Annotated in this window: 23 protein-coding genes; 10 read left to right on the plus strand and 13 right to left on the minus strand. The window is 54.8% G+C overall.

Features of this window, described 5'->3' with window-relative positions; genetic code table 11:
• Nucleotides 1–212: 212 nt before the first annotated feature.
• The 9 genes from A4E19_13260 to A4E19_13300 all read right to left on the minus strand — a co-directional run bounded on the left by A4E19_13260 (nt 213) and on the right by A4E19_13300 (nt 11421).
• Nucleotides 213–974 (minus strand): hypothetical protein, encoded by a 762-nt coding sequence (locus A4E19_13260; protein ID OQW37637.1) that lies wholly within the window; start codon nt 972–974, stop codon nt 213–215.
• A complete protein-coding gene (locus tag A4E19_13265) occupies nt 971–1936 on the minus strand; it encodes an ABC transporter (GenBank protein OQW37638.1) in 966 nt (321 codons plus the stop codon). The genes A4E19_13260 and A4E19_13265 overlap by 4 nt, the downstream gene beginning before the upstream one ends.
• Before the next feature lie 8 nt (nt 1937–1944).
• Nucleotides 1945–2886, minus strand: coding sequence for a hypothetical protein (locus A4E19_13270; GenBank protein ID OQW37639.1), 942 nt, complete (start codon nt 2884–2886; stop codon nt 1945–1947).
• 162 nt (nt 2887–3048) lie between these two features.
• Nucleotides 3049–3654 (minus strand): hypothetical protein, encoded by a 606-nt coding sequence (locus tag A4E19_13275; protein ID OQW37640.1) that lies wholly within the window; start codon nt 3652–3654, stop codon nt 3049–3051.
• Between the two features lie 311 nt (nt 3655–3965).
• Nucleotides 3966–5747, minus strand: coding sequence for a hypothetical protein (locus A4E19_13280; protein OQW37641.1), 1782 nt, complete (start codon nt 5745–5747; stop codon nt 3966–3968).
• A gap of 147 nt (nt 5748–5894) precedes the next feature.
• Nucleotides 5895–7247, minus strand: coding sequence for a replicative DNA helicase (locus tag A4E19_13285; protein ID OQW37642.1), 1353 nt, complete (start codon nt 7245–7247; stop codon nt 5895–5897).
• Nucleotides 7244–8557 (minus strand): hypothetical protein, encoded by a 1314-nt coding sequence (locus A4E19_13290; GenBank protein ID OQW37643.1) that lies wholly within the window; start codon nt 8555–8557, stop codon nt 7244–7246. Before A4E19_13290 ends, A4E19_13285 begins: the two co-directional genes overlap by 4 nt.
• A gap of 105 nt (nt 8558–8662) precedes the next feature.
• Nucleotides 8663–10246: a phosphoglycerate dehydrogenase gene (locus A4E19_13295; protein OQW37667.1), complete on the minus strand. Its 1584-nt coding sequence runs from the start codon at nt 10244–10246 to the stop codon at nt 8663–8665.
• A 32-nt stretch (nt 10247–10278) separates the two neighbouring features.
• The gene (locus A4E19_13300) at nt 10279–11421 is read right to left on the minus strand and encodes a class V aminotransferase (GenBank protein OQW37644.1); all 1143 of its coding nucleotides are present in this window, start codon (nt 11419–11421) and stop codon (nt 10279–10281) included.
• Nucleotides 11422–11953: 532 nt separating this feature from the next.
• On the opposite strand from A4E19_13300, the gene A4E19_13305 reads away from it, so the two are divergent.
• The gene (locus A4E19_13305; GenBank protein ID OQW37645.1) at nt 11954–13012 is read left to right on the plus strand and encodes a hypothetical protein; all 1059 of its coding nucleotides are present in this window, start codon (nt 11954–11956) and stop codon (nt 13010–13012) included.
• A gap of 57 nt (nt 13013–13069) precedes the next feature.
• Here A4E19_13305 and A4E19_13310 read toward each other — a convergent pair whose 3' ends face one another.
• The gene (locus A4E19_13310; protein ID OQW37646.1) at nt 13070–13846 is read right to left on the minus strand and encodes a hypothetical protein; all 777 of its coding nucleotides are present in this window, start codon (nt 13844–13846) and stop codon (nt 13070–13072) included.
• Between the two features lie 163 nt (nt 13847–14009).
• Here A4E19_13310 and A4E19_13315 point away from each other — a divergent pair, with 163 nt between their 5' ends.
• From A4E19_13315 to A4E19_13325, 3 genes are all read left to right on the plus strand, one after another.
• Nucleotides 14010–15170, plus strand: a complete 1161-nt coding sequence (locus A4E19_13315) for a hypothetical protein (protein OQW37647.1) — start codon at nt 14010–14012, stop codon at nt 15168–15170.
• Nucleotides 15171–15293: 123 nt separating this feature from the next.
• Nucleotides 15294–16352, plus strand: coding sequence for a twitching motility protein PilT (locus tag A4E19_13320; GenBank protein OQW37648.1), 1059 nt, complete (start codon nt 15294–15296; stop codon nt 16350–16352).
• Nucleotides 16353–16374: 22 nt separating this feature from the next.
• Nucleotides 16375–17550 (plus strand): type IV pili twitching motility protein PilT, encoded by a 1176-nt coding sequence (locus A4E19_13325; protein ID OQW37649.1) that lies wholly within the window; start codon nt 16375–16377, stop codon nt 17548–17550.
• A 12-nt stretch (nt 17551–17562) separates the two neighbouring features.
• Here A4E19_13325 and A4E19_13330 read toward each other — a convergent pair whose 3' ends face one another.
• Complete coding sequence (locus A4E19_13330) at nt 17563–17937, minus strand: hypothetical protein (protein OQW37650.1); 375 nt, start codon at nt 17935–17937, stop codon at nt 17563–17565.
• 367 nt (nt 17938–18304) lie between these two features.
• Nucleotides 18305–18715, minus strand: coding sequence for a hypothetical protein (locus A4E19_13335; protein ID OQW37651.1), 411 nt, complete (start codon nt 18713–18715; stop codon nt 18305–18307).
• Between the two features lie 311 nt (nt 18716–19026).
• Here A4E19_13335 and A4E19_13340 point away from each other — a divergent pair, with 311 nt between their 5' ends.
• From A4E19_13340 to A4E19_13365, 6 genes are all read left to right on the plus strand, one after another.
• Nucleotides 19027–19689, plus strand: coding sequence for a hypothetical protein (locus A4E19_13340; GenBank protein OQW37652.1), 663 nt, complete (start codon nt 19027–19029; stop codon nt 19687–19689).
• A 15-nt stretch (nt 19690–19704) separates the two neighbouring features.
• A complete protein-coding gene (locus A4E19_13345) occupies nt 19705–20403 on the plus strand; it encodes a hypothetical protein (GenBank protein OQW37653.1) in 699 nt (232 codons plus the stop codon).
• Nucleotides 20404–20450: 47 nt separating this feature from the next.
• The gene (locus A4E19_13350; protein OQW37654.1) at nt 20451–21179 is read left to right on the plus strand and encodes a twin-arginine translocation pathway signal protein; all 729 of its coding nucleotides are present in this window, start codon (nt 20451–20453) and stop codon (nt 21177–21179) included.
• Between the two features lie 88 nt (nt 21180–21267).
• The gene (locus tag A4E19_13355; protein OQW37655.1) at nt 21268–21984 is read left to right on the plus strand and encodes a hypothetical protein; all 717 of its coding nucleotides are present in this window, start codon (nt 21268–21270) and stop codon (nt 21982–21984) included.
• Between the two features lie 13 nt (nt 21985–21997).
• Nucleotides 21998–22972, plus strand: coding sequence for a hypothetical protein (locus A4E19_13360; protein OQW37656.1), 975 nt, complete (start codon nt 21998–22000; stop codon nt 22970–22972).
• A 242-nt stretch (nt 22973–23214) separates the two neighbouring features.
• On the plus strand, nt 23215–23580 hold the full coding sequence (locus A4E19_13365) for a hypothetical protein (protein ID OQW37657.1): 366 nt from the start codon (nt 23215–23217) through the stop codon (nt 23578–23580).
• Between the two features lie 89 nt (nt 23581–23669).
• Here A4E19_13365 and A4E19_13370 read toward each other — a convergent pair whose 3' ends face one another.
• Nucleotides 23670–24767: a hypothetical protein gene (locus A4E19_13370; GenBank protein OQW37658.1), complete on the minus strand. Its 1098-nt coding sequence runs from the start codon at nt 24765–24767 to the stop codon at nt 23670–23672.
• Nucleotides 24768–25059: the final 292 nt, after the last annotated feature.

Raw genomic sequence — 25059 nt, forward strand, 5'->3', positions numbered from 1 at the left:
CTCAACATACGGAACGAAGTATGCTTCGCCTCTTCGCTCGCTGCGGCCTTGCTGGACGGCCTTTTTGACCACCCTGCAATCTATCGTCATTCCGTTCGAGGGCTCCTATATTAGTTTTTCAACAGCCATCCCTACCCGATCTTCAGAAGACAGTTGTTGCCTTCCTCGCGCCAACCATACACGTAACCGCTGAGGAAGGGCTTCTCGATCTATTACTGGAAATCCCGCCGTTGGAAGATCACGCTCGCCAGAAGGAGCAGGAACGCCGCGTAGGTCAACCCATAGGCCAAGGTGAGGGCCATGTCAGTCATGCCGAAATCGAGATGGTGGATGACATGTCCTTTGAGGTTGAATCGTTCGAGGTTCGGAAGCACATAGTAAACGACATTGAGCACCGCCTGACCTATTGCGTCCATTTTTTCTCCAAAGACCTTGAGATCACCGGATAAATGACCAATCCCATATGCCGCTAGAGTAAAAATGGCGCTCAACGTGGCGCTAGTAAATGTAGAAAAAAGTATCGCCACCGCAGTGATCACCATAAACTCGAGGAAGATGAGCAACAACGCCTTGAACAACATCATATTGACGGCCACTTCTCGGTAGTACAGGACAAGCAGGAGCCCCACAACCATAATGGCTGTATTGATCAACAACGTCCCGACCAGCCCAACATATTTCCCCAGCAGAAATTCATAACGAGGCACCGGTTTCGAGACGATCGTAAAGATGGTTTTCTTCTCGATTTCTTTACTCACCAGTCCGATCCCGACAAAGATGGCGATCAGGACGCCGAAGAAATTGATGCTGGATATTCCTAAATCAAGGATCAAGCGGTTCCAGTCACCCAAGGTCAAGGTTGAAAGTAACACCGAACTCCCGATCATGAGCAGAGCAAAAAATAATAAATTGTACAGCAGTTTCTCACGTAGATTTTCCCGGAACGTGTTCATAGCGATGGAGAGGATTCTCATACGGCTTCCCTCAACTCAGGCTGTTTGCTCTTAACCTCTCGAATGAACAAATCTTCAAGTGATCCTTTCTGTGGGGTGAGTGAAACCAGCGTCGCTTTGGCTCCTCGAATGATGTCAAGAGTAGCCCCTACTTGCTGGCGGTTGGGCAGTACTGCCAGGACCTGAGTACCTTGCACAATGATGCGATCAGCCAGTTGACGTAGACGCGCCACCCCCTCCGACCCTAGCCCCTCAGCCACAACTTCTACCGAGTGGGTCGCACCTTCATCGATCAGTTCACTGACGCGTCCGCAAGCAACAAGTTTACCCTTGAGAATAATGGCCACCCGATCGCAAAGGAGTTCGGCATCGTGCAGGATGTGGGAACTGAAGAAGATCGTCTTCCCGGATTCTTTCAGACGCAGGATCAAATCCCTAATCTCTTTGCGTCCGATCGGATCAAGGCCAGACATCGGCTCATCCAACACTACCAACTCCGGGTCGTTGATGAGCGCCTGAGCAATCCCTACGCGCTGCAACATCCCTTTCGAAAATTTTCGTAACTGAAGATGGCGGGCATGGGACATGCCGACTAACTCCAACAATTCATCGATACGTTTCTCTAACGCCGCACCTCGAATCCCGAAGAGATGGCCATAGAATTTGAGAAACTCAAGGCTAGTGAGATAATCATAAAAATAAGGGGATTCTGGCAAAAATCCAAGTCGTGCTTTAGATTCTTTATCCCTGATAGAGCGACCAAAGAGCCAAGCCTGGCCGCTCGTAGGATAGATTAGTCCCATCAGCATCTTAATCGTCGTTGTCTTACCAGCCCCATTGGGACCCAAGAAGCCGAAGACCTCACCTTTCTGAACGTCAAGGTCAAGGTTTTGGACAGCCGTGGCAGAACGCCCCCAGAATCCTACCTTAAAGATCTTACTCAGTCCCTGTGCTTTGAGAATTGATTCTGTTGGTCCGTTCATGTCTGCACCTATTCCACATCTCCCTTTCGAACCATGCTGTCTGATTGACGATATGCGCGCATGCGCTCGGTATGTGTGCTGCTAAATACTTCGCCAGTCGCGGTATTGAATAGGTAGCGTCCGCCGTAAGGTTCCTCTGGGATTGTACGGAGGAGACCACTTGCAACAAGTTCATCGAGCGACGACGGCTTCTTTCGTTGCGCCTGTTCGTACCGTTGAACGGCACCCTCGATCATCTGTAAATCCCGCTCTAACCCAACTCGACGGATTCGGCGCTGCAACTGCTCTCGAATCAGTGGCTCAGTGGTCTGCAACAACATCGCCTCAAGAAATTCGATAGCGACCTCTGGACTCTTCCCCTGTGCGTAAAGGCGTGAAGCAAGTCTTGGAATATACGGAGGCGGAGGCCCTTCATGGAGCATCCCGCGAGCCCCGGCAGCACGAGCCATGTAATCTGCCGCCTGGCGAGGCTGACCAAGATGAAAAAAATGGTTGAATCCCAGCAAAAACGGTAGGCGCCAAGATGGGGGATTCGGCTTCAGCCCCTTTTCAAGAATCTGATTACTGAGGTCGTAGCGGCCTGCGAGTTCAGCCAACACAGTGCCGCCGACATCATAGGCATAAAGATACTGGGGATCGAGGGTTGTGACAACATCCAGTGCATGGTAAAGCCATTGATAGTCTTGATCTCGGACCACTTTGTCGCCGAGGACTTGAATAGCGCGGAGCCAGATGAGATCGGCGCCGAGATGATGGTACCCCAAGAGCGTTGGCTTGAGAATTTCTCCACGTGGAAGAAGCCGGAGCTGTTCGATTCTCTCTTTGTCTTCATCTCCACGTTGATCAATCGTCTGTTGCAGTAGGACAACAAGGCCTAGTAGAGTAATGAGGCATACTACGATGAAAGATTGATGTCTGTAGCTAGGAACGGTGTTATCGGTCATGCCCATTGGCTGATTCAATGCGATCTACAGGATATAGTGACGGATACTCTGTCCGAGCAACCTCAAGTTCAGATAGATCAAGCGTTCCCCTCTGAAATGCATCAGCCAGGGTTAGGGCATTCCCAACCCTGGCTGGCAACATAAGCCCGGTGCTTACGCGAACCGGCCTTAGAACACGTTGTCACTCAAATTACATTGAGCGACATTGGCGTTTTCTGGCACGGCATAGATGCCCTGCAAGGCAGCGTTACCCGCTGCATCGCCATCAAGATCGCCAGTTGCACGAGCGATGAAGCCAAGCGCTGGAGCTGTGTTAGCGTTACCGACCGCAGGGCAAGTACCCTTCACGACAGCGTTGGCCGCTGTTGCAAGTGCATTGGCACCCAGCGAGTATTGATACCGAACTTGGCCAGCAGGGATGAACCCAATGTCGTTAAACACACCCACGTTTGTAATTGCCGCACCGGCGTTATCGAAACACTTCTGAGTGGCAGTTGCCGCCGCACCGTTCCAAGCAACCAGCGCACCATTGTTGGGCACACCTCCAGTCGGCACGACTTCGCTTGATGTCAAGAAGCAGCGGGTTTCTGCCTGGAAAGCCAATTCCGCCGTCTTGATCGCGCTCAGGTTGGTCTTGGCCTCCGACGTCCGAGACCGCATCTGGTACTGAATGAAGTTGGGAATGGCGATGGCCGCCAAGATCCCGATGATCGCCACAACGATCATCAACTCAATGAGGGTGAACCCCTCTTGTTTCCGCATTGCCTTCAACATCGTCCTGCCTCCTTGTTGATGGTTCACTGACGGCCCCTTTCATAACCTGCGGCGCCTGTGTTGCCGCCTACCGGTCCCTTAAGCAGGTTTGGTGCCGATCAATGACAGAGGCTAGCCTACCAAAGATCATCGATGATGCAACAACTTACGAGAAATCGGCACGTGATTGGTCCTGGAGGGGCCCACGTTCCCTCCGAAATCTGCTCCGGATCGCCGAGAATTGACACTTTTCGCTAGCTAATCGAGTCTTCCGGCATGAGAACCGACCGACGCTGGATAAGGTGACTGGTGAATGGTTCAGGAGTGGAGTTTTAGGGAGTGGCGACCGGTGGACTCGGCGTCTTCTCCGCCACGCGGCGCTTGGCTTGCTGGATCCGATCTTCATAGGCTGGGTTGGCCAGGCCCTGCTCGCGGAAGCGTTGGAGCAGCTTTTCATTGGATGGGTCGATCTCCAGTGAGTGGAGCCACGCGTCACGCGCATCGGAGACCTTCTGCTGTTTCAAGTACACTTCACCCAAATGCTCGTAGATGACGGGATCATCGCCGACCAACGCCACGGCTTTCTTGATTTCCGCGAGCGCCTCGGCCAGCATGCCGGACTTGTAAAAGGCCCATCCCAGACTATCGACGTAGTAGCCGTTCTCCGGCTTGAGCGCCACCGCCCGTTTCGTCAGAGACAAGGCTTGATCGATCTTGATGCCGCGCTCCGCATAACTGTAGCCGAGATAGTTCAAGGCATCGGCGTGATGGGGGTCGAGGGAAAGGGCGGTTTCCATGGCACGTACCACGTCGTCAAACCGATTCAGTTTGTCGTAGGCCGTGCCGAGGTTGAAATGAAGATCGGCATTCTTCGGATTGTGCCGAATTCCCTCCTCAAACGCCTGTGAAGCCTTTTCGAATTGCTCGTTCTGAAAATGAGCCAACCCGAGGACGATATGGGGCTCAGGTTGTTTCGGCGTGAGGCGGACGGCTTCATCGAGATGAGTCACCGCCTCCGGAAACTGTTTGAGCCGATAGAGAAGCACGCCCAGATGTATATGGCTGTCGGCAAACTTCGGATCGAGATGCACGTTATAGCGATAGGCTTCCATCGCCTTTGGGAAATCCTTCGTCTCTTCGTACAAGTACCCGAGGTAATCTCGCACTTTAAGTTCAGCCGGCTTGGCCTTCAAGATCTCGGTCAATTGGTTGATGGCTTTCGTGAATTCCTTCTGCTCTCCGTAAATCAGCGCCATGCGCAACTGCGCATCGAGGTCACCGGGGTTGTCCTCCAGCAGCTTCTCCAGCTCGGCAAGACCACCGGTGTAATCTTTCGTCATGATATACAACTGAACCAAATGTTGTCGGATATCGCGATTGCGTGGATTCACCTGGTGCAGATACTTTTGAAGCACGGCGATGGCCTTGCTCTTCTCTTGACGTGCTTCATGGACCGACGCTTGCGCCAAGTAGGCCGGCTCAAACGCCTGGTTCACGGCGATGGCCCGCTCGAAGTTGGCCACAGCCTGTTCGGTATTTCCCGCTTCAATAGAAATACGGCCCAGATAGTAGTACCCGATGGGCGAATCCGAGGTGTACTGCAACCCTTTCTTCACCACCAGTTCCGCCTCGGCGAGTCGTTTCTGGTTTAAGAGAATGAGTCCTTTAGGGAAGTAGGACTCCCCTTTCTCCGGATCACGTTCAATGGCCTTGTCCAACAACTCCAACGCTCGCTCAGGTTTCCCCGCACTGGCCAAAATGCCGGCCATGTGGGTCAGCATTTGAGGTTCTTGTCCCGTTCCTTCTCCCACTTCATCCGCATACTGTACCGCTTGAGTCAGGTCACCCAACGCGAAGTACAATGCCGCCAAACGAGATTTGACGTCCAGAGACTTGGGATCGACTTTCAGGGCAGCCTGATACTCCTTCAATGCGGTGTCCAAGTCTTGCGCAAGTTCCGCTTGATGCCCCATCATGAAATGATACGTGGCATCGGACTCGGGCGTCGATGGCGGGCTTTGCAATGCGGTGGCCGGTTGAGGAAGCGTTGCTTGCGGATGGGGCGAGGCCGCGCAGGCCGCAAGGGCACTCGCGAGAAGCAGCGGCGACAGCATCGTCCTCAGCAAAGGCCTATGATACTGTCGACGCGTCCGATCGTTAAAAACCGCTCGTGTGTTCCGCATATCCTTACGTCGGGACGGGAGGAAGGTGTACTGGACGATTATACCGAGTGTCAGGGCGTTGCGCAAACGACGCTCTGGCTAAACTTCTCGCAGATCGAGGCTTTCGAATTTGGCGAATCGATCCTGAAAAAACAGCTCTTTTTTCCCGATTGGTCCATTGCGATGTTTGCTGACGATGATATCGGCGATGCCTTTGCGCTCTGAATTCGGATCGTAGACGTCTTCCCGATAGATGAATATGACCACATCGGCATCTTGTTCGATCGCTCCACTTTCTCGCAGGTCGGCCAACATGGGAATGGGCGGCTTACGGGCCTCCACCGCCCGACTTAACTGAGACAAGGCCACAACCGGCACGTTCAATTCCTTGGCCAAGGCCTTTAAGGAGCGAGAAATATCGGAGATCTCTTGCTGACGAGACTCTGAATCGCTTCGTCCTTGCATGAGCTGAAGATAATCCACGATGAGCAGATCCAGCCCCTTTTCAGCCTTAAGCCGACGAGCTTTCCCTCGCATCTGTTGGACGGTGATGCCGCCCGTGTCGTCGATATAGATCGGCGCCTGTTCCAATCGGCCGGCTGCCTCAGCCAATCGCCACCAATCTTCTTTCTGAAGTTTCCCCGTCCTCAACGCATGGGAATCGACTCGCGCTTCAGAACTGAGCATGCGTAAGACAATCTGGGGTTTGGACATTTCCAGGCTGAACACTCCCACGACTGTATTGGCATGAATGGCGGCATGTGTGGCAAACCCTAAGGCCAGACTCGTCTTTCCCATACTAGGCCGGCCCGCCACCACCACCAAGTCCGACGCTTGAAGCCCTGCGGTAATATCGTCGAGATCGTAGTATCCCGTCGGCACTCCCGTGACATGTTCTTTTCGCTTGGACAGTTTATCGATCACGTCCAAGCTTTCCTTGATGACGTGACTGATCGGACTGAAGGACCGTTCCAGTTTGCCTTGCGCGATACTGAAGACCGACCGCTCGGCAAAATCAAGCAGATCGTCGATTGAGGCGGTCCCCTCGTAGCCCCTGGTCAATACCTCTGTGGAGGCACTGATCAACTGGCGGGCCACCGCCTTGTCCCGGACGATCTTACAATGGTACCGAATATTGGCGGAACTGGGAACGATCTGGACGAGCTCGGCGAGATAGGCCGCGCCTCCGATCACCTCGAGCTCGCCGCGAGATTTCAGTCGCTCGGTCAACGTAATCTGATCGATCACTTCTCCAGTGTCGGACAGCTCCAGCATGGCTTGGTAGACCTTCTTGTGTGCCGTCCGATAGAAATCTTCCTCCACCAACAGTTCCATCGCCTTCGGCATGGCGGCGTTATCGAGCAGAATGGCGCCGAGCACCGACTGTTCCGCTTCCAAGTTCTGCGGAGGCAGTTTCGGTTGAGAGAGATCCACCGTCCCGATGGATTTCATAACACCCCTTCCCGGTCGGCGCGAAGGCTCGCGACAAGCGCTGGAATCGGCAACGTTTTTTTGTGGATGCGAGGGCGGCCGATCGATTCCGCACCCTGCCGGGGACCGTCGAGATGGAGCAGCATGGCGTGATCGGGTTTGGGATTGTCTACGCCGACGACAACAATGGTATCGATCGCCGATGCACGACCGACCTTGACCGCTGTACCGATCAAGCTCCGTCCCGTTGAATCAACGGTTTGTTGAACCGTCCGTATTCCCGCCTTGCGAAGTTCTTGCGCGACCAAAACCAGCGTCGTCGAGCATTCCGGGGGACCAACGACCAACACCTCAGGCCCCACAGATTTCACGCTCCCGTGAGGCTCCAATCCGCGGAAGAGCCGGTCCACATTGAGGGCGAATCCGGTCGACGCAAGGTTTCTTCCGAATCGTCCGATCAAGTGATCGTAGCGCCCTCCCCCTCCCAACTCCACCCCGATCCCGTCGGTAAAGACATCAAACACGATCCCGTCATAATAATCAAAGCCTCTGAACTCTCCGAGATCCAGCATGACAACGTCTTGAGATCCGGCCGTGCAGAGCAGCCGATAGACGTTCTCCAGTCGATCCAACGCCTGTACCAGTGCTGGCTCCCCCTTGGCCAATACACGCCCTTTCGAGAGCACGTCAGCTTGCCCGCATAATTCCAGTGCGTTCAATATCCCATGCACTGACCATTTGGTCACCCGCTCCCGTGACAGGATCTCCTCAAGCCGCGGCAAGTCTTTCCTGGCGGCTGCTTCCTCGGCCCGTTTCCGGCCGTCCGTGGACAGTCCCGCACGGACGAGCAACGCCTTGAAAAACCCGACATGCCCCAGTGAAATCTTAAACGAATGCAATCCGATCTGGCGGAGACACTCGATCAGCAGCATGATGATTTCGCAATCGGCGGATGGATCGTCAGCGCCGATCAGTTCAGCACCGACTTGGAAGATTTCCCGACCTCGTCCGGCATGTTCCGGTTCATACCGAAAGACGGTCGCGCGGTACGACAAGCGCAACGGAAACTGCGCGCCGACCATACCCATCGCCACCGTACGGGCGATCTGCGCCGTGACATCGGGCCGCAACAGCAGGATCCGACCTGTCGTCCGGTCCACGATCTTATAGGAGTTCTCCAACAACGTCGGTTCGAGTCCGGGTGCGAGCACATCGAGATATTCGAACGTCGGGAGGATAATCTCGTCGTAACCAAAACGATTGCAGCATGTCAGCAATTCGGCTTCCAGATGCCGCACCTGGCGGGCCGCCTCCGGAAGGATGGTGGCCATCCCGACCGGAACCAGTGCGTGCTCGCGCAAAGAAGGGACCTGCCCCGAAGTAGTCCTACGCAGCGGGGGAGCAGAGGCCATAATAACCTGGGCGCGAGAGTATCATTATGAAAGATTGGCGACCTTGACGGATAGTATGTTCGAATTGGAACGGATCTGATCCAGCACCGCAGATGGAAATTCCGTGTCGGAACCGATGATCAGCAAGGCATCCCCTCCCCGCTTTTCCAGTGCACACTGCATCCGTACGATATTGATTCCCTGATCCCCCAGGACCTTTCCGACCGTACCGATCACCCCTGGGCGATCAACATTGTGAATCAATAGCATATGTCCTTCCGGCACAACCTCGACTTTAAATTGGTCGATCTCCGTGATGCGGGCTTCTTTCTTGTGATACAACGTCCCTGCAACTTGGTGTGACACCTTGCCGGCTTCGACCCGAACGCGGACCAGACTTGTGAAATCACCGGCGTCCGTGCTCTTGATCTCTTTGACTTCAATTCCGCGTTCTTTCGCGACGACGGGAGCATTTACGTAGTTTACCGGGTGTTGCATAATGGGAGTGAGCAGGCCCTTCAGGACGGCGATGGTCAGCGGCGCGATCGACAGTGTGGCGACTTCTCCGCTGTATTCCACGGTGACGCGCTCGATCCCCCCTTGGACAAGTTGGGTTTGAAGCGCGCCGAGCTTCTCGGCCAGCGTCAGAAACGGCTGGAGCCGCGGCAACAACTCCGGGGCGACCGACGGAATATTGACGGCACCCTTGGCCACTCCTTTGGTAAAGTAATCGACGATTTGTTCCGCGATCCCAATCGCGACGTTTTCCTGCGCCTCAGTCGTCTGGGCGCCGATATGCGGGGTGCAGATGAAATTATCCAAGGCAAGGAGCGGATTGTCCGGCTTGACCGGCTCTTCTTCAAACACATCGAAGGCGGCGGCGGCCACGCGCTTCGTTTTCAACGCCTCGCACAAATCCTGTTCATTGATGATCCCGCCTCGGGCGCAATTGACGATGAGCACGCCGGATTTCATCTTGGCGATGGACTGTGCGTTGATGATCCCGCGCGTCTCCGGCGTGAGCGGCGTATGGACCGAAATGATATCCGCACGCCGGAATACTTCTTCGAGATCGAGCATCGTCACGCCCATTCGCTCGGCCCGTTCAGGCGCCAGGTAGGGATCAAAGGCGACGACACTCATGCCGATCCCCTGCGCCATCTTGGTCAGGTGACTGCCGATCTGTCCGGCGCCGATGATACCGAGCACCTTGTTATAGAGTTCGACGCCCATGAATTTATCTTTTTCCCACTTGCCCGCTTTCACCGACGCAGTGGCTTGAGGAATGCGCCGGCTCATCGCACAGATCATCGACATCGTGTGCTCGGCTGTCGTGACGGTATTGCCTCCCGGCGTGTTCATGACGACAATGCCTCGACGGGTTGCAGCAGGAGTGTCGACATTGTCTAGGCCGGATCCGGCTCTCCCGACGACTTTGAGCTTCTCCGCCGCGGCGATCAGTTCGGCCGTCACCTTGGTGCCGGATCGCACGATCAAACCGTCGGCATCTTTGATCTCTTTGAACAACTCATCCTTCGGCATTTTGGATTTCACCACCACGGTGAATCCCGCCTTTTCAAGCGCTTCGACACCTTGTTTCGAAAGGCTATCGCTGATCAGAATCTTCATTCCCGCTGCAGCCATGGACATCCTCGCCGTAATTACTTTGCCATTAAGATTTCTTGCGCTTTTCCAACACCGCTTCCCAGTTTTACGGCATGGCCAAGTCCCTTTAGGACCATCTCGGTTGCCGCCAATGCGGTAATCACGTCGAACGAATCCGCATATCCCATGTGAGACAGTCGAAATATCTTTCCTTTGAGATGATCCTGGCCTCCGGCAGCCGTCATGCCATATTGCACACGGAGATTCTTATAAATAGCCTGTCCATCGATACCTTCCGGAGCGCACACCGCCGTCAAGGCATCGCTCGGTGACTCCTTGGGAAAGAGCGCCATCCCGGCAGCCTTCACACCTTCTCTCATTGCCAAGGCCAACCGGCCCTGCCGCGCAAACATTTTTTCCAACCCTTCCGCCTTCATCATTCGGAAGACCTCTTGAAGTCCGATAATCAACGAGACGGTCGGCGTGAATGCGGTCTGATTTTTCACCTGATTTTCACGTTCTTTCTTGAAGTTGAAATAGAAGGCCGCATTCTTAGCTTTGTCAGCGAGGGCCCATGCCTTCTCACTGACACTGACGAACGCCATGCCGGGGGGGAGCATGAGGGCCTTCTGCGATCCGGTGATCACGACATCCAGGCCCCACGCGTCGGTCTTGATGTCGAATACTCCAAGAGCCGTAATGGCATCGACAACCAAGATTGTGTTGTCGTGCCCCTTGATGATCTCGCCAAGTGCCTTCACATCGTGGGAGACCCCCGTCGACGTCTCGCTCGCTTGGACATACACAGCCTTGATCGAAGGATCTTTCTTCAAGGCATCGGCCACTTGTTGTGGGTTGACGGCCTGTCCCCACTCAACCTTGATCTCGCTCGCTTGAACTCCAAAGGTTTTGCACAGTTTTCCCCAGCGCTCTCCAAACTTGCCTCCGTTGACGTACAAAGCCCTGTCGCCGGGAGACAAGAAATTCGAAACTGCTCCTTCCATCCCACCTGTTCCTGACGCCGCCAACATCAATACGTCGTTCCGCGTTTGAAACAGCCACTTCAGTCCTTCACGGACTTCCGCGAATATCGGATCGAACTCAGGTGCGCGATGATGGATCATCGGACGAGCCATCGCCAGCAACACCTCCGGAGGCACAGGGGTTGGGCCGGGAGCCAAGAGATACCGCTTCAACATTGATCGATCCTCCTTGACAATGTCATTCTGGTGGGGACCACTAGGAGAGGCGGTACGCTATCATTTGCGCCGGGAGGCTGTCAAGAAATCGACCGACGCAACTGAAGGCCACATCAGGATTTTCTTTCCAATGACACGATGGGACATCATGTCAATTCCCCATTCATTCCTCCTATTACTACCTTTTACTGCCTTACTCCTCTGCCAACATGACACGGAAGTACCAGCATCCTACCCTTCTCTCTTTCTTGACAAGCATGTGATGGATCGATAGGCTTCCATGGTGCTATCCATCCAACCAACCATGCAACCAACCATGATGACAACGTGTGCCAGGCTATGCTGCGTCCAAGCCACGATCGCTGTAGTTCTTGCACTCAGTGGTACGGCACTCATATCGCCATGCCAAAGTCTCGCTCAAGGTAACGCTCCTGGTGAAATAGAAGCCCATCAAGAAGACGATGACCTTGATTCAAACCTGGTTCCTTTAGACCCTGAACTGACGGTTTCCCCTCCGGATCTCTCTTCAACAATGGAAGCCCCGGTCGAGCAGCCTGAAGAGACACCAGGCCAGGCATCAGAGACCCAAGGCATCGCGAGTACGGAAACATCTGGTCTGCTGTACAATATTCCCGTCGTTTTCGATCAGGCCGTCCAAAGCCATGTTCATTTCTTCAACACTTCAATTCGAAACAGGTTTGAACAATGGCTCCTGCGTTTCAACCGCTATCGTCCCCTGATCGAAGACATCTTTGCCGAATTCGACCTTCCGAGCGATCTCGTGAATCTCTCTCTTGTTGAGAGCGGCTTCAACCCTTACGCCTATTCACGGGCAAAGGCGACAGGTCCATGGCAGTTCATGAAAGGAACCGGACAACTCTACGGGTTGCGGATCGACCATTATGTTGACGAACGCCGTGACCCGATCAAGTCCACCGTCGCGGCGGCTCGGTACCTGCGAGACCTCTACGATTTATTCGGTGCCTGGCCCCTGGCCATGGCGGCATACAATGCAGGGGAAGGGAAGGTATTGCGGGCTCTTCAGAAGGCACAGGCTGAATCCTTCTCAGAGATATCGAGGACGAAACTGATCAAGCGTGAGACCAAGCAATACGTTCCTCGGATTATGGCGGCGACCATTATTGCGAAGAATCCGGATCAATACGGATTCAATCAAGAGCCCGTCCCTCTCCACCAATTTGAAGAGGTCATCGTCACCCGTCCATTGCACTTCCGCGCAATCTCCAATGTGACAGGTATACCCTACGCCGAACTTCGTTTGCTGAATCCAGAGTTGAGGCGGGATGCGACACCTCCGAGCGACATGGCCTACCATCTGAAGGTCCCAGTGGGGACAAGTGCCAAGGTCATCGAATTGATTGACCGAGTTCCAACCTACAAATTCCCTCCCCTCCGTGCTGAAATTCAGCACGTTAAGACCCCCGCCGCCCGCTGGTATCGGGTTCGAGTGGGCGATACACTGGAGAAGGTTTCTCGGCGATTCAACGTTCCGCTCAAAACCCTCAAAACCCTCAATCACCTGTCCAGCCCATCGATAAAGACCGGTCAGTTTCTTATGATCGCTCGCTAGCACACACCCACCTTGATGAAGCGATGGGATTTACTGCGCGGCGAATAAAAACCTGATTTACGGCTTGGATGGCTTCGAAGAGCTGGAAGAAGCAGGGGTTGTCGTTGCAGGGGACAAGTCCGGGTTTTTCTTGGCTTCGATCACCTTTACACGCATGGCGGCCTCGCTTGCCAACGGAGAATTTGGACTGCTCTTCATCAGATCCTGATAATGCTTCAGCGCTTCATCGGGCCTAGAGCGATTCTCTTCCAATCTGGCAATTTCAAAGAGCGCGTAATCTCGATTCATCACGCCCGGGATCTCAAGGACCGTCGAGTAGGCCTTGGCAGCTTGATCGAGTTCTCCCTTAAGAAGATAAGCGTAGCCCAATTTTTGGTAGACGAGCCCAAGAAGGGAAACATGTGACCCATACGCAGAGATAAACCGATTGTATGCGTCGATCGCTGCGGAGAGGTCGTTTGCCTGGAGGTACGCGTTCCCAAGACTGAATTGCGCAAGTGGAGCCGTCGGGGTTCGAGGATACTCATCGACCACGCGCTGATAGAGGGCAATCGCTTCTTTTAGGTTGGCAGCCGCTTTCTGCGGATCATTGGCCGCGCGCGCAAAGAGATGCCTCGTCGCCTCCCGTTCCAGATCTTGAGCCTTACCTGCATTTTGTGCGTCATACCAGAAGACACCCCAGATGCCTCCTCCCATCAAAATGAGAAGCAGTACCCCAACCACAATCGACCAACGGTACTTCGCCAGACCGAGCACCCAGTGCTCGAGACCACTCACGAGATGCGCTTCATCCACCGGCAACGTACGGGGGGGAACTTTAATTCGGTATGTCATTAGCAATCATCCAGTACCGGTCGAAACACGGCTTCCTGCACCAGAACCGTTGCTTTATACTAAGGATGAATTCCCGTTGTCAATGCAATGGGCAATGGGATTGACTGATTGCATGATCACAACCGCACCACGGTTCCTATTGTTGTAAAGAAAGCCTTCACCCATGTTTCGAAACAGACTCAAACGACTAGCCGACCGATCACTCATGCGTCGGCTGACTCCATTGGAATCAGGCACGGGACCGACGATCCGCTATGCAGGACGCGAGGTCATCCTGCTGTCCTCCAACGATTACCTGGGACTCGCCACCCATCCGGAAGTCGTACAAGCCGCGATACAGGCGATGAAACAGTACGGGTCCGGGTCCGGAGCTTCTCGTTTGGTCAGCGGAACGCTCCCTCCTCATATGCATCTCGAAACCTCGCTCGCGACGTTCAAGGAGACAGAAGCCGCCCTTTTGTTCGGAGCCGGTTATTTGGCGAATATCGGCGTGATCCCGAACCTCATCGGGCAAGGGGGCCTGATCCTAGCCGATCGGTTGTGCCATGCCAGCCTCATCGATGGATGTCGATTAAGCCGTGCCGATGTCCGGATATACCGGCATCGAGACTGTGGACATCTGGAGTCACTGCTCCGACGACGGAAAATGAATCGTCCCACACTCGTCGTCACAGAAGGGTTATTCAGCATGGACGGCGACCTTGCTCCTTTATCGGATCTCACATCCCTGGCCGAGCACTATGGTGCGACGTTGTACGTCGATGATGCCCATGGGACCGGTGTCATGGGGCCCAACGGTCGCGGAACGATCGAACAGTTTGGTCTGGAGCGACGGATTCCCTTTCACATGGGAACACTCAGCAAGGCGTTGGGCAGCCATGGCGCGTATGTTGTGGGATCTCTCGACTTCGTTCAGTATTTGGTCAACGTCACACGTCCGTTCATCTTCACCACCGCACTTCCGCCTGCGATCGCGGCGGCCGCCTCGGCCGCCGTCAGGATCATTCAACGTGAACCGGAGCGCCGGACGAGGCTTTGGTCCAATCGACAACGACTGTTCAACGGAATACAGAAATTGGGTTTTCGCATGACGCAGACCGTCAGTCCGATTGTGCCGATCTTGGTGGGCGACGCAGCCACTGCATCAGCATTAGCAGAAAGACTTCTTACCTACGGAATCTACGCGACGGCCATTCGACCACCGACTGTTCCGGACGGAACCAGCCGCATCCGCTTTACGGTGACGTCGGAACACACGACAGAGCAAATCGACGAAGCGCTTCAGGCACTTGACCACGCTGGTCGAGAGACCGGTCTTCTCTGATCGATCTCTTCATCGACGCGCGCCTTCCGGCTATTTTCTTGATTTCCGGCTTTGCTATGGCATGATGCACAGGAGTTTCACCGCATGTACCACCCATAACACTAACACTGAGGATCACGGGCGATGGATATCTCCAAGCTACTTACCTTCTCGGTAAAGGAAGGCGCCTCCGACTGCCACATTAGCGCTGGCGAACCTCCGATGATTCGCATCCATGGAGACCTCAAAAAACTCGACCACCCTCCCCTTACCCCAGACGAAACTCACGCCCTCATCTACGACATGATGAACGACGCGCAACGGAAGAACTTCGAGGAAAAACGAGAATGCGACTTTTCATTCGAACTAGGAGATATTGCCCGTTTCCGAGTCAACGTATTCGTCCAACAGCGAGGATTAGGGGCCGTCTTTCGAAACATTCCGACCCTCATTCTTCCTCTGGAAAAACTCGGCATGCCGCCGATTCTTCGGCAGTTGTGCGACAAGGAAAAAGGGTTGATCCTCGTGACCGGACCGACTGGCTCCGGCAAATCCACCACGCTTGCGGCGATGGTGGACTACCTGAACAACACGTTCGAGGGGCATATCATCACCATCGAAGACCCTATCGAGTTTGTCCATAAATCCAAGAAGTGTCTGGTCAATCAGCGAGAACTCGGCGTGCATACGCTCTCGTTCGCCAATGCCCTTAAGTCGGCGCTGCGCGAAGACCCTGACATCGTCCTGGTGGGCGAAATGCGGGACTTGGAAACCATTCAACTCGCGCTGACCGCCGCCGAAACCGGACACTTGGTTTTCGGCACGCTCCATACCTCGAGCGCGCCAAAAACGATCGATCGTATCATCGACGCCTTCCCTCCGGCTCAGCAGGCGCAAATCAGGACGCAGCTCTCCGAGGCCTTGGAAGCCGTGATCACGCAAACGCTACTGAAGAAGAAAACCGGCGGACGCGTCGCCGCACTCGAAATCATGGTGGCGACGACAGCCGTGCGCAATCTCATTCGGGAAGCCAAGCTGCACCAAATCCCCGGCATCATGCAGGCCAGTCAAAAGGACGGCATGCAGACGATGGACATGGCGTTGGTTGACCTTGCAACGCGCGGGATTGTTCATAAGGCCGAGGCGCAATCCCGCAGTATGAACCCGAATCTCTTCGGCACTGCGATGACTGGAGCGGCCTAGGCGGTAAAGACAGAGTACTGGCATGGATGTTCGGAGTCTCTTGAAAGTCATGGTGGACCGCGAAGCGTCGGACTTGTATTTGACTGTCGACGCTCCCCCGATTTACCGCATCCATGGCGCCACCCAACCGACCGACGCCTCCCCGTTCACCAACGAGCAGCTCGAAGCATTGGCGTTGGCGTTGATGCGCGGTCAACAGCGCAGCGAATTTGAAGAAAAGATGGAAATGAACCTGGCGCTTTATTACAAAGAGTTGGGTCGTTTCCGCGTCAATGTCTTCAGACAAAAAGGCAATGTCGGACTGGTGTTCCGGCATATCAAAGCGGAAATACAAACTGTCGAACAGTTGCAACTTCCTCCCATCATCAAAGATATCGCGATGACCAAGCGCGGCCTGGTGCTGGTGGTGGGGGCGACCGGCTCCGGTAAGTCAACATCGTTGGCCGCCATGATCGACCACCGCAACAGCATCCATCAAGGCCATATCATCACCGTGGAAGACCCGATCGAGTTCGTCCATCAACACAAGAAATCCATCATTACACAGCGCGAAGTCGGGTTTGATACCTTGACCTTCCAGAACGCGCTGAAGAATACGCTCCGGCAGGCCCCGGATGTCATTCTGATCGGTGAGGTGCGCGATACGGAAACCATGGAAGCAGCGATAACCTTTGCGGAAACCGGTCATTTGTGCATCGGCACGTTGCACTCAAACAATGCGAATCAGGCGATCGAACGCATCATGAACTTTTTCCCGGTTGAACGTCATGCCCAGATCTATCTGCAGCTGTCGCTGAATCTACGCGCGATTATTTCACAGCGATTGATCCCGTCGGTCGATGGCAAGCGCGTCCCGGCCTTGGAAATCATGTTGGACACGCCGCGTATCAAGGACCTGATCAAGAAAGCCGAGGTCGACACACTGAAGGAAGCCATGGAACAAGGCATCGACGAAGGGTGCCAGACCTTCGATCATGTCCTGTTTCAGCTTTACAAGACGAACAAGATTACGTTGGAACAAGCCCTCATCAACGCCGACAGCGCCAATAACCTTCGCTTGAAGATCAAGCTTGAAGGGCTCAAAGGCGATGAGGCCGTGAACGCCTTACTCGACAAACAGATCGGCGGACAGGGAGCGGATGCCTTCAAGATTCAGGGCGGCACATCGGGAAATGTGACTCCCCTTCGAAAACGATAATATGGTCTCGCCTCAAGGGACTGAATCGCCCGTGGTCTGACGTTCAAGGTACGTGGCGATCTTTTCAAGAGCCAACGCACTCAATTTGGATCCATACCAAGTCGGCATCGCGTGTTCGGGATACCCTTGCACCACAAATCGTTGGGGATCCAGCACGGATTCGACGATGTACTCGTGCACCGTCTTGGCTTGTCCTCGATATCCTGGGTCCTTCAACCGCTGCTCGCCCGTCGTACCCAGTGTCAGCGGAGGCCCGACTCGGCCGGTCGCTCCGGGAATCCCTGGAATGATATGGCACACCGGGCAGCCGGGTTTGGTCAATATCTCGACTAGTGGTTCATCGCCTGTCACCAGTGACATCGCCTCCGGGACCAGCGAGGCGTTCATGGATTGGCTTAATACAAGACCGGCTGGACGATCACGAAGCGCCCACACAACCGACAGCCCCACTAGACCGATGGCAGTCCAGACGACGAGTCGATCCCGAACGCCTGTGCTTGCGTTCCGTCCGGACGACGAAGTGTAGGAAGGATGATGGTCATTGTTCAATGAACACCATGCTGGGCAGGGCACGGAGATGTTCATACCAGCGAGCGGGCAGAGTCGCTACGTTACAACACAGTCCTCCACCCTTCAAGTCTGGAACATATCGTTCAGAAACAGGAGAACCTGAGTCTTCCTCCACAGTTCTCATGCAGTTCCGCCGATGGAACATCTTTATAAGTCTTTCACCCCGCCAACCGAACGTATTTCGTCAGGCACCCAGCTTCCCTTGCACCAGCTTCATCAGCTGATCGAGTCCGCCGGCTTCAACCCTTCCGTTGGGGGTCAGTTTGTCGATCAAATCAGGAAGCAAGCCGGCCAGCTGCGAACTAGCCGCACCGGATGACAGTCCTGCCTTGCTGGCTAATTGACTCAACACGTCACCCCCTAAACCCTGTTCAATCTGGCTCGGCGTCACGGGCAGATTCTGCCCCGTGCTCACCCACGAATTCACGATGTCTCCAAGCCCATTTTTTTGAAACGTTTGGACGAGGCCAACCAGTCCACCGATGCTGCTGTCCTTTCCAAGCAACCCCGCCACCGCTTGCAGAAGAGGATGTTGCCCTCCCTGTCCTCCCAACATGCCACCTACCGCTTGTCCCAACTGATCCATGAGTCCCATAGTGCGCTCCTTCCGTGAGGTGACTGTTACATTTTGAGCACGCGCTCAAAACAACTGCTACCATGTGACCATGTCAGGGTGTAGCACAGATACATTCGACAATCCAAGTGGACATACCTAGCAGAAGACCCTCCCTCTGCAAAACAGCTCTTCGGCGGTCATTCGATGCCACGCATGTAAACGTATGGGCTGCTCATGCAGAGGAACCCGAATACACGGCATCTCTTTCGTCATCATCCGGGGCCGGTGGATGTTGACGTGGCTATGCACGGACAGAACTTTTGGTATGATGTTCCGAAGGAGTGATGCACATGCACAAAAACATCGCGGTGACCGCAGGCATATTCGCCGCAGGTTTTTCGCTCGTAACGCTGTGTTCGTTAACTCCTGCATCCGCCGAAATGTATATCGCCGGACAGGCGGGAGTGAACTTTGCGGATCGCATCAACAGCATCGCAGGGACGGGCTCTCAGGCTGGCGCTCCAGGACCCTTTATCGACTTTGACCTTCAGAACTCAATTACCTATGGAGGCAAGGTGGGTTATTTCCCCGGCCATAGTTGGATCGGAATCGAAGGCGAAGTGTTTCACAGTTCTCCTCATATCAAGGAGTTGCCCGCTACCGCAAGTCTTCCTGCTGACCCCGGCATTCATTTTCGAGTGACGACTGTTGGCGCAAACATTATCGCACGGTATCCGGGACGCACGTTCCAACCCTATGTCGGCGCTGGCGTAGGAGCAGGTATCGCCCATATCGGAGACACCGCCACGGTACGAAGCGACAGCGACGTGGCGGCGGCGTGGAACATACTGGCAGGGTTGCGCGCATTCGTCACACCACACATCGCCGTCTTTACTGAGTATAAATATACAGGAGCGACGTTCGATTTTGATGAGGCATTCGGCCCTTTGGGCGGCTTTAGCGGCAATTACAGGGCACAACATGTCTTAGGGGGACTGTCTTATCACTTTTAGGAGAGGAGAACGTCCATGTTCCGCATGATGGTGCTCTTTTCTATGGTCTGTGTAGCGGTGACGTTATCCGCCTGTGCGGAATCCATCCATCAGGTTCAACGAACCGCTGAGTCTCTCGGCATACCTCTCGAGTTGGAGAAGGCGATCGATAAGGACGTGCGGTTTACAGATTTGCAACAGGCTCCCAGCGAATATGTCGGGCGAACCGTCATGCTCGGCGGCACGGTTATTAAGGGAAAACGAACAAAAGATGGAACCGAACTGGAGGTCCTGCAACGGCCGACCGGTGATGAAGGTAAATTGACGGAAGATCGTCTTCGGTCCGAAGGTCGGTTCTTGGCGGTTCGAGAATCGTTTTTGGATCCGGCCAGTCTCCCTGAAGGCACGCCCATTACAGTGATCGGAACCGTAAAAGGCGCGACAACAAGACCGCTGGATGAAAGCGAGTATACCTATCCGGTCCTGGAAGTGAAGCACATCATCGACTGGAAGAGTGTAACGGCTCAGTCAAGAGACAGAAGCTTGTACTATGGTTCCTATTATCCACCCTATGGCTGGGGTGGGTTCTACCCTTATGGAGCCTACCCTTACAGTTATTGGGGAGGACCGGGGTTTTATAGGCCCTATCCTTATTTCGCCCCACGGTCGTTTTCACCTGGACCTTCAGCTCCGCCTCCTCCACCAAGCGTCTCGCCGCGGCTCAGAGGCCGGTAAATATCGATGGCTGGAAGGATTTTACAAGCTGAAGAAGACGAGGTCGCATGAAAAACACTGCTGAGCGAGTCGGCCGTCTTCTCTCCCGCCGAGAGGCCATGGCGTTCGTGGGTGCAAGCGGTCTGGCCTGGCTCATGGGGATCACCTTGCGTCAGACGGCTGCTGGTGCCTCTCCATCTCCTTGCATCGTCAGACCGGAACAGACGGAAGGTCCCTATTTCGTCGACGAGCGGTTGCTCAGATCGGATATTCGTTCTGATCCATCCGATGGACGGATTACGCCTGGTATCCCGTTGACCTTGACGTTCCGCGTCATGCGCCTCCATGCAGGAGACTGCCGGCCGGTACCTGACGCCCAGGTAGATGTCTGGCATTGTGATGCCACCGGTATCTATTCCGATGTGGAAGATCCGGGGTTCAGTACGCTCGGGAAAAAGTTCTTGCGAGGCCATCAGTTTACGGATGCGCATGGAGACGCACGATTTATCACGATCTACCCAGGCTGGTATCCGATACGCACCGTACACATTCATTTCAAGGTCCGCACGGCGCGCATGGTCGGGAAACACTACGCGTTTACATCTCAGCTGTACTTTCCCGACGAACTGACGGACCGCGTCCATACCTCGCTCCCCTACTCGTCGAAAGGACGGCGTCGGGTACGCAATCACCAAGACTTCATCTTTCGCGACGGCGGTGATCAGTTGATGTTGAAACCATCGGAAACGTACGGTGGCTATGAAGCGACCTTCCCGATCGGCCTGACGATTCCTTGAACACCTCCCCTCCGCACTTCTGCTTATTGACCGCAGTACAGAATCCCGATACTCTCCATTCCTCTGCCCACCCTAGGAGGAGATCTCTATGAAACCACTTCGTGACGCCGGTCTGCTGATATGCATGATGCTTGTCCCTCTCACCGTGGGTGCGGCACCTCCGCCTGAAGTGAAAGTGGATTATTCGGCCGACAGTACGATGGAGACGGAAGGCGGCATGACAATGAAGGGACGCATCTATCACACCGTCGATAAAGAGCGGACGGAAATGGGTGGGACGAACGGCATGACAATGATCATTCGCAAGGATAAGAAGGTGGTCTGGCAACTCATGGGAGACATGTACATGGAAATGCCGATGAATGTCTCCAACGCGTCCGGCATGGACGCATTCGACATCATCGAGCAGGCCGAGGTAGGCCAGGAAACAGTCAACGGCATAAAAGCCACCAAATCCAAGATTGTTGCCGTGAAGAAAGACGGGGCGGGAAAATTCGGTGGGTTCTTCTGGACCACGAAAGAAGGCATTACGGTCAAAATGGACCTGCTGTCCAAAGAAGGGGACAAGAAGACGCGCATGACCAATGAGCTCACCAATCTGAAGATTGAAAAACTGGATCCTGCGCTTTTCGAAATCCCCGCCGGTTATACGAAGAACGACATGGGCGCCATGATGGGACAGATGATGATGGGTGGAGAACAGCCTCAGGAACGCCGCCGCGGAGCGAAGAAGTCCAGGCCGGAAGAAGATGGGGAACCAGTCGTCGACGTCAACAAGATGATGAAGGGACTCTTCAGCAAGTAACGGAGGACGCTTGATGAACCTGTTCAGACTTGTCGGCTATACCCTGCTCGTCGCGGTCCTTACGGCTCCCGCCGTCCACGCGGATGATCCTTGTTTGGGCGATGATGAAAAGAAAGCCGCCATGGCGGAGTCGGCGGCACTGCAGAAGGCCGAACAGGCCGGACAACTGGCCGCTCTCTTCGTGGCTTACATGAAGGTTGTGGCAAACGAGTGCATCGACCGCTATGACAAGAACGCGATGGGGAATGCCAAGGCCAACCTATCCAAACTCGGACGAGATTTGGCCAAAGCGTCAGAGGCGAAGGGTGCCTTGTACTCCGGTGAACCGGTACGGGCCGACGGCCAGACCTCGGCCTTCCGATACTACGAGGCGATCGGCGACTACCACGAAGCCAACCGCGTCCTTCTCAAAGCCGTTCAGGCCAACCCGGAAGATCTGCGGCTCTTCGAGACCGCCTGGAACATCGATAACGGCCGAAACGGTCCGGCCGAACACAATGGTTCAAAACAGCCATTTAATTCCCCGCCAGCGTTCCGGCAAGAGCTGGCAAAAGTTGCAACGGCCACTGCCGATCGGCTGATGAAGGCGGAGGAACAAGATGCCCATGGGTTGACCGGCAACATTGGGAACCTGAGTAAAGCGACCACACAATCTCTCGAGAAACTCGGGAGGGCGGCTCTTTGGATGAAATACCTTCCCGGCGGAGACAGGCCAGCGAAGGACCGTGCCGAACAGCGCGGCGATACCATCTTGAAACGCCCGGATCCGACATTTACCCAGGGCCATGCCATGAGGTATTACGAATTTTCAGGCTCGCCGAAGGCCAAAGACATGGCGGCCCAGATCAAGAAGAAGGCAGATGCGTCCCAGCGGGCCATGGAGAAGGCCGGCGAGGGTGTGAAAGGCATGTTCAGCCAGAAGAGCGAGGCCGAACAGAAACAGTTCGACAAGAAGAAAGCCGACCTCGAAAAAGAACTCGGATTCTAACGCAGTCCTCTTCCCGACCTCACCGTTGATCCCTGTACGACCGCGTCCTTGGCGCGATTCATCCTCCCTTGACTCTTGCCGTTCTGGGAGCGATGCTGAAAGATATCCCGGAGGGATCTATGAAACCAGGGTCCCCTTCACCGTCATTCCTGGACGTCATACCTGCTCGTATACGGACGCCCTCAACGGTCTTGTACCCGCGAGGGCGTTGTTGTCTCTCCACTCAGCAGGGAGGTCACACCATGAAAGCCTTGCCCATCATATTTGTCGCGACTGTTGTTGTCCCGTTGACGGTTTCTCTCGCCCTCGCCAATCCAGCCATGTTGCCCAAACATCCCGGCTACCCGATGGGCAAGGCCGTCGATCCCGTGACGGGTCAATCACTGGCAAACGATCCGGACCAACCCAACGCGAGAAACCAAGAGGCTCTCACCAACGCAGCGATCTTCGACGACGGCCGTTCCAAACAGAGTTTGCTGTTCAACCAAAACGACGAACGCCTCTTGGAAAAACCTGGAGCGGGGCTGCTCCCTAAAGTGGAAGGCCCGAATATTACGATTGAGCCGCCCGTAAAAGAAGGGACGAAGGTGAGTGCTTCACCGGAATAGCGAAGGTCGTTCATTACTGACGGCTCGACATTTCCGGATGGTATGCGATGGGCACCGCCATGAGATGACGGCTCAGTACAACGGCGCCATTACACCGTTCGTACCTTTGCCTGGTGAGGCTCATCCTTATACATGCGGACGAGGACACTAGCGCGAGCGGGTTGTTTCGGGTCGATTGAAGGAGGCAGAACCTCGGATTTCAGTGGGATAGAGACTTGAGGATCTTGGCAAGATGTCGGAGCGGCCGGTAACACTCCTGTCCGCTTCTCTTTCGGCCGTTCCGCCTCTTCTGTACTTCTGCCGGCGACCGATGCCACCAATTGCTCCACAGCAGTTGAGAGGATCAACAGCTCCTTGGCGGCCAAGGACTCGGGGGCAGCTTCAATCACGGGTAGAAATTTCCGAACCGCCTGGCTCACCGCCGGATCCTCGGTGATTTCACCGAGGAGCGTCAGATCGCCGCCAACGTATTGATGGAGAATTTTCCGAAGGTAGAGGACGTTGACCTGAGAACGGTCGGACACCCGATTGACGATCAGTCCCGGCCGAAACGAGTGCAACGCCGCCGCCGCTTCCTCACGCCCTTCCGCGTCAGTGGCGCCCACGACCTCCATGACCTCCTCCACGCTGGTAAAGTCTCTGTTGGAGAGGACGTCGGACATGGAACCACGGGCAACAAAACTCGCCAAGACACGACGAATCGCCGCCAACTTGATGAATCGGTACAGGTCAAGAATCGCCGTAGGTTCCGGCGTCGCAACCGCCAAATGAATGTCGGCCATTAAGAAGAAGTCGAGCGCGTGGTAATTCGTGCCCGCACCGATGTCGATCACCACGATATCGGCCTCGAGATCTCGGAACTGTTTCATCAGCCTCTTCTTGCGGGCATAGGCCATGTTGGCCGTCGCCAAGGTATCCCCGGTACCGGCAATGAGACGAAGGTTTGGATGAACGGTGACAGGAATGACCACTTCGTCGAGCCGGTTCACTCGCTTATTCAGAAAGTCCGTCAAGGTCAGCGTCGGATTCAATTCACCGAACATGATATGGGCATCGGCCCCGCCCACATCAAGATCGCCCAGGATGACCTGACGTCCGCTTTTCGCAAGCGCCAACGCAAGGTTGGCTGACACCACGCTTTTACCTACGCCCCCTTTACCGGATGCCACTGAAATGAGCGTTCCCACGACCGCGGTCCTTTCGCTATGGAAATTCGTATGCGTCGAGATCGGAGTCAATAAGAAGCGACCCCGTGTGATGACTGCCATTGTACCGGCTGAGCGACGAAAGAAAAGGAAATTGCAGGATTCCGTTTACATCCTCTCGACTTCGTTCTGGGAATTGTTACAACCCAGCGAGTCCACCTTTCGGGCAACCTCGACCTTGTACCTATCCACCGGTGGATCTGTGCTATCCTCCTCTCCTCTTCCGAACGAATTACGTGGAGCCACTGCTGTCCAAGATAATCTGTCCTGCGAT

The sequence above is a fragment of the Nitrospira sp. SG-bin1 genome (assembly GCA_002083365.1).
Lineage (GTDB): Bacteria > Nitrospirota > Nitrospiria > Nitrospirales > Nitrospiraceae > Nitrospira_D.

Excerpts from the sequence above, each read along its gene's own strand:
- A4E19_13260 (OQW37637.1), bottom strand. The coding sequence starts at position 974 with ATGAGAATCCTCTCCATCGCTATGAACACGTTCCGGGAAAATCTACGT.
- A4E19_13265 (OQW37638.1), bottom strand. The coding sequence starts at position 1,936 with ATGAACGGACCAACAGAATCAATTCTCAAAGCACAGGGACTGAGTAAG.
- A4E19_13270 (OQW37639.1), bottom strand. The coding sequence starts at position 2,886 with ATGGGCATGACCGATAACACCGTTCCTAGCTACAGACATCAATCTTTC.
- A4E19_13275 (OQW37640.1), bottom strand. The coding sequence starts at position 3,654 with ATGTTGAAGGCAATGCGGAAACAAGAGGGGTTCACCCTCATTGAGTTG.
- A4E19_13280 (OQW37641.1), bottom strand. The coding sequence starts at position 5,747 with ATGCTGTCGCCGCTGCTTCTCGCGAGTGCCCTTGCGGCCTGCGCGGCC.
- A4E19_13285 (OQW37642.1), bottom strand. The coding sequence starts at position 7,247 with ATGAAATCCATCGGGACGGTGGATCTCTCTCAACCGAAACTGCCTCCG.
- A4E19_13290 (OQW37643.1), bottom strand. The coding sequence starts at position 8,557 with ATGGCCACCATCCTTCCGGAGGCGGCCCGCCAGGTGCGGCATCTGGAA.
- A4E19_13295 (OQW37667.1), bottom strand. The coding sequence starts at position 10,246 with ATGAAGATTCTGATCAGCGATAGCCTTTCGAAACAAGGTGTCGAAGCG.
- A4E19_13300 (OQW37644.1), bottom strand. The coding sequence starts at position 11,421 with ATGTTGAAGCGGTATCTCTTGGCTCCCGGCCCAACCCCTGTGCCTCCG.
- A4E19_13305 (OQW37645.1), top strand. The coding sequence starts at position 11,954 with ATGGAAGCCCCGGTCGAGCAGCCTGAAGAGACACCAGGCCAGGCATCA.
- A4E19_13310 (OQW37646.1), bottom strand. The coding sequence starts at position 13,846 with ATGACATACCGAATTAAAGTTCCCCCCCGTACGTTGCCGGTGGATGAA.
- A4E19_13315 (OQW37647.1), top strand. The coding sequence starts at position 14,010 with ATGTTTCGAAACAGACTCAAACGACTAGCCGACCGATCACTCATGCGT.
- A4E19_13320 (OQW37648.1), top strand. The coding sequence starts at position 15,294 with ATGGATATCTCCAAGCTACTTACCTTCTCGGTAAAGGAAGGCGCCTCC.
- A4E19_13325 (OQW37649.1), top strand. The coding sequence starts at position 16,375 with ATGGATGTTCGGAGTCTCTTGAAAGTCATGGTGGACCGCGAAGCGTCG.
- A4E19_13330 (OQW37650.1), bottom strand. The coding sequence starts at position 17,937 with ATGAACGCCTCGCTGGTCCCGGAGGCGATGTCACTGGTGACAGGCGAT.
- A4E19_13335 (OQW37651.1), bottom strand. The coding sequence starts at position 18,715 with ATGGGACTCATGGATCAGTTGGGACAAGCGGTAGGTGGCATGTTGGGA.
- A4E19_13340 (OQW37652.1), top strand. The coding sequence starts at position 19,027 with ATGCACAAAAACATCGCGGTGACCGCAGGCATATTCGCCGCAGGTTTT.
- A4E19_13345 (OQW37653.1), top strand. The coding sequence starts at position 19,705 with ATGTTCCGCATGATGGTGCTCTTTTCTATGGTCTGTGTAGCGGTGACG.
- A4E19_13350 (OQW37654.1), top strand. The coding sequence starts at position 20,451 with ATGAAAAACACTGCTGAGCGAGTCGGCCGTCTTCTCTCCCGCCGAGAG.
- A4E19_13355 (OQW37655.1), top strand. The coding sequence starts at position 21,268 with ATGAAACCACTTCGTGACGCCGGTCTGCTGATATGCATGATGCTTGTC.
- A4E19_13360 (OQW37656.1), top strand. The coding sequence starts at position 21,998 with ATGAACCTGTTCAGACTTGTCGGCTATACCCTGCTCGTCGCGGTCCTT.
- A4E19_13365 (OQW37657.1), top strand. The coding sequence starts at position 23,215 with ATGAAAGCCTTGCCCATCATATTTGTCGCGACTGTTGTTGTCCCGTTG.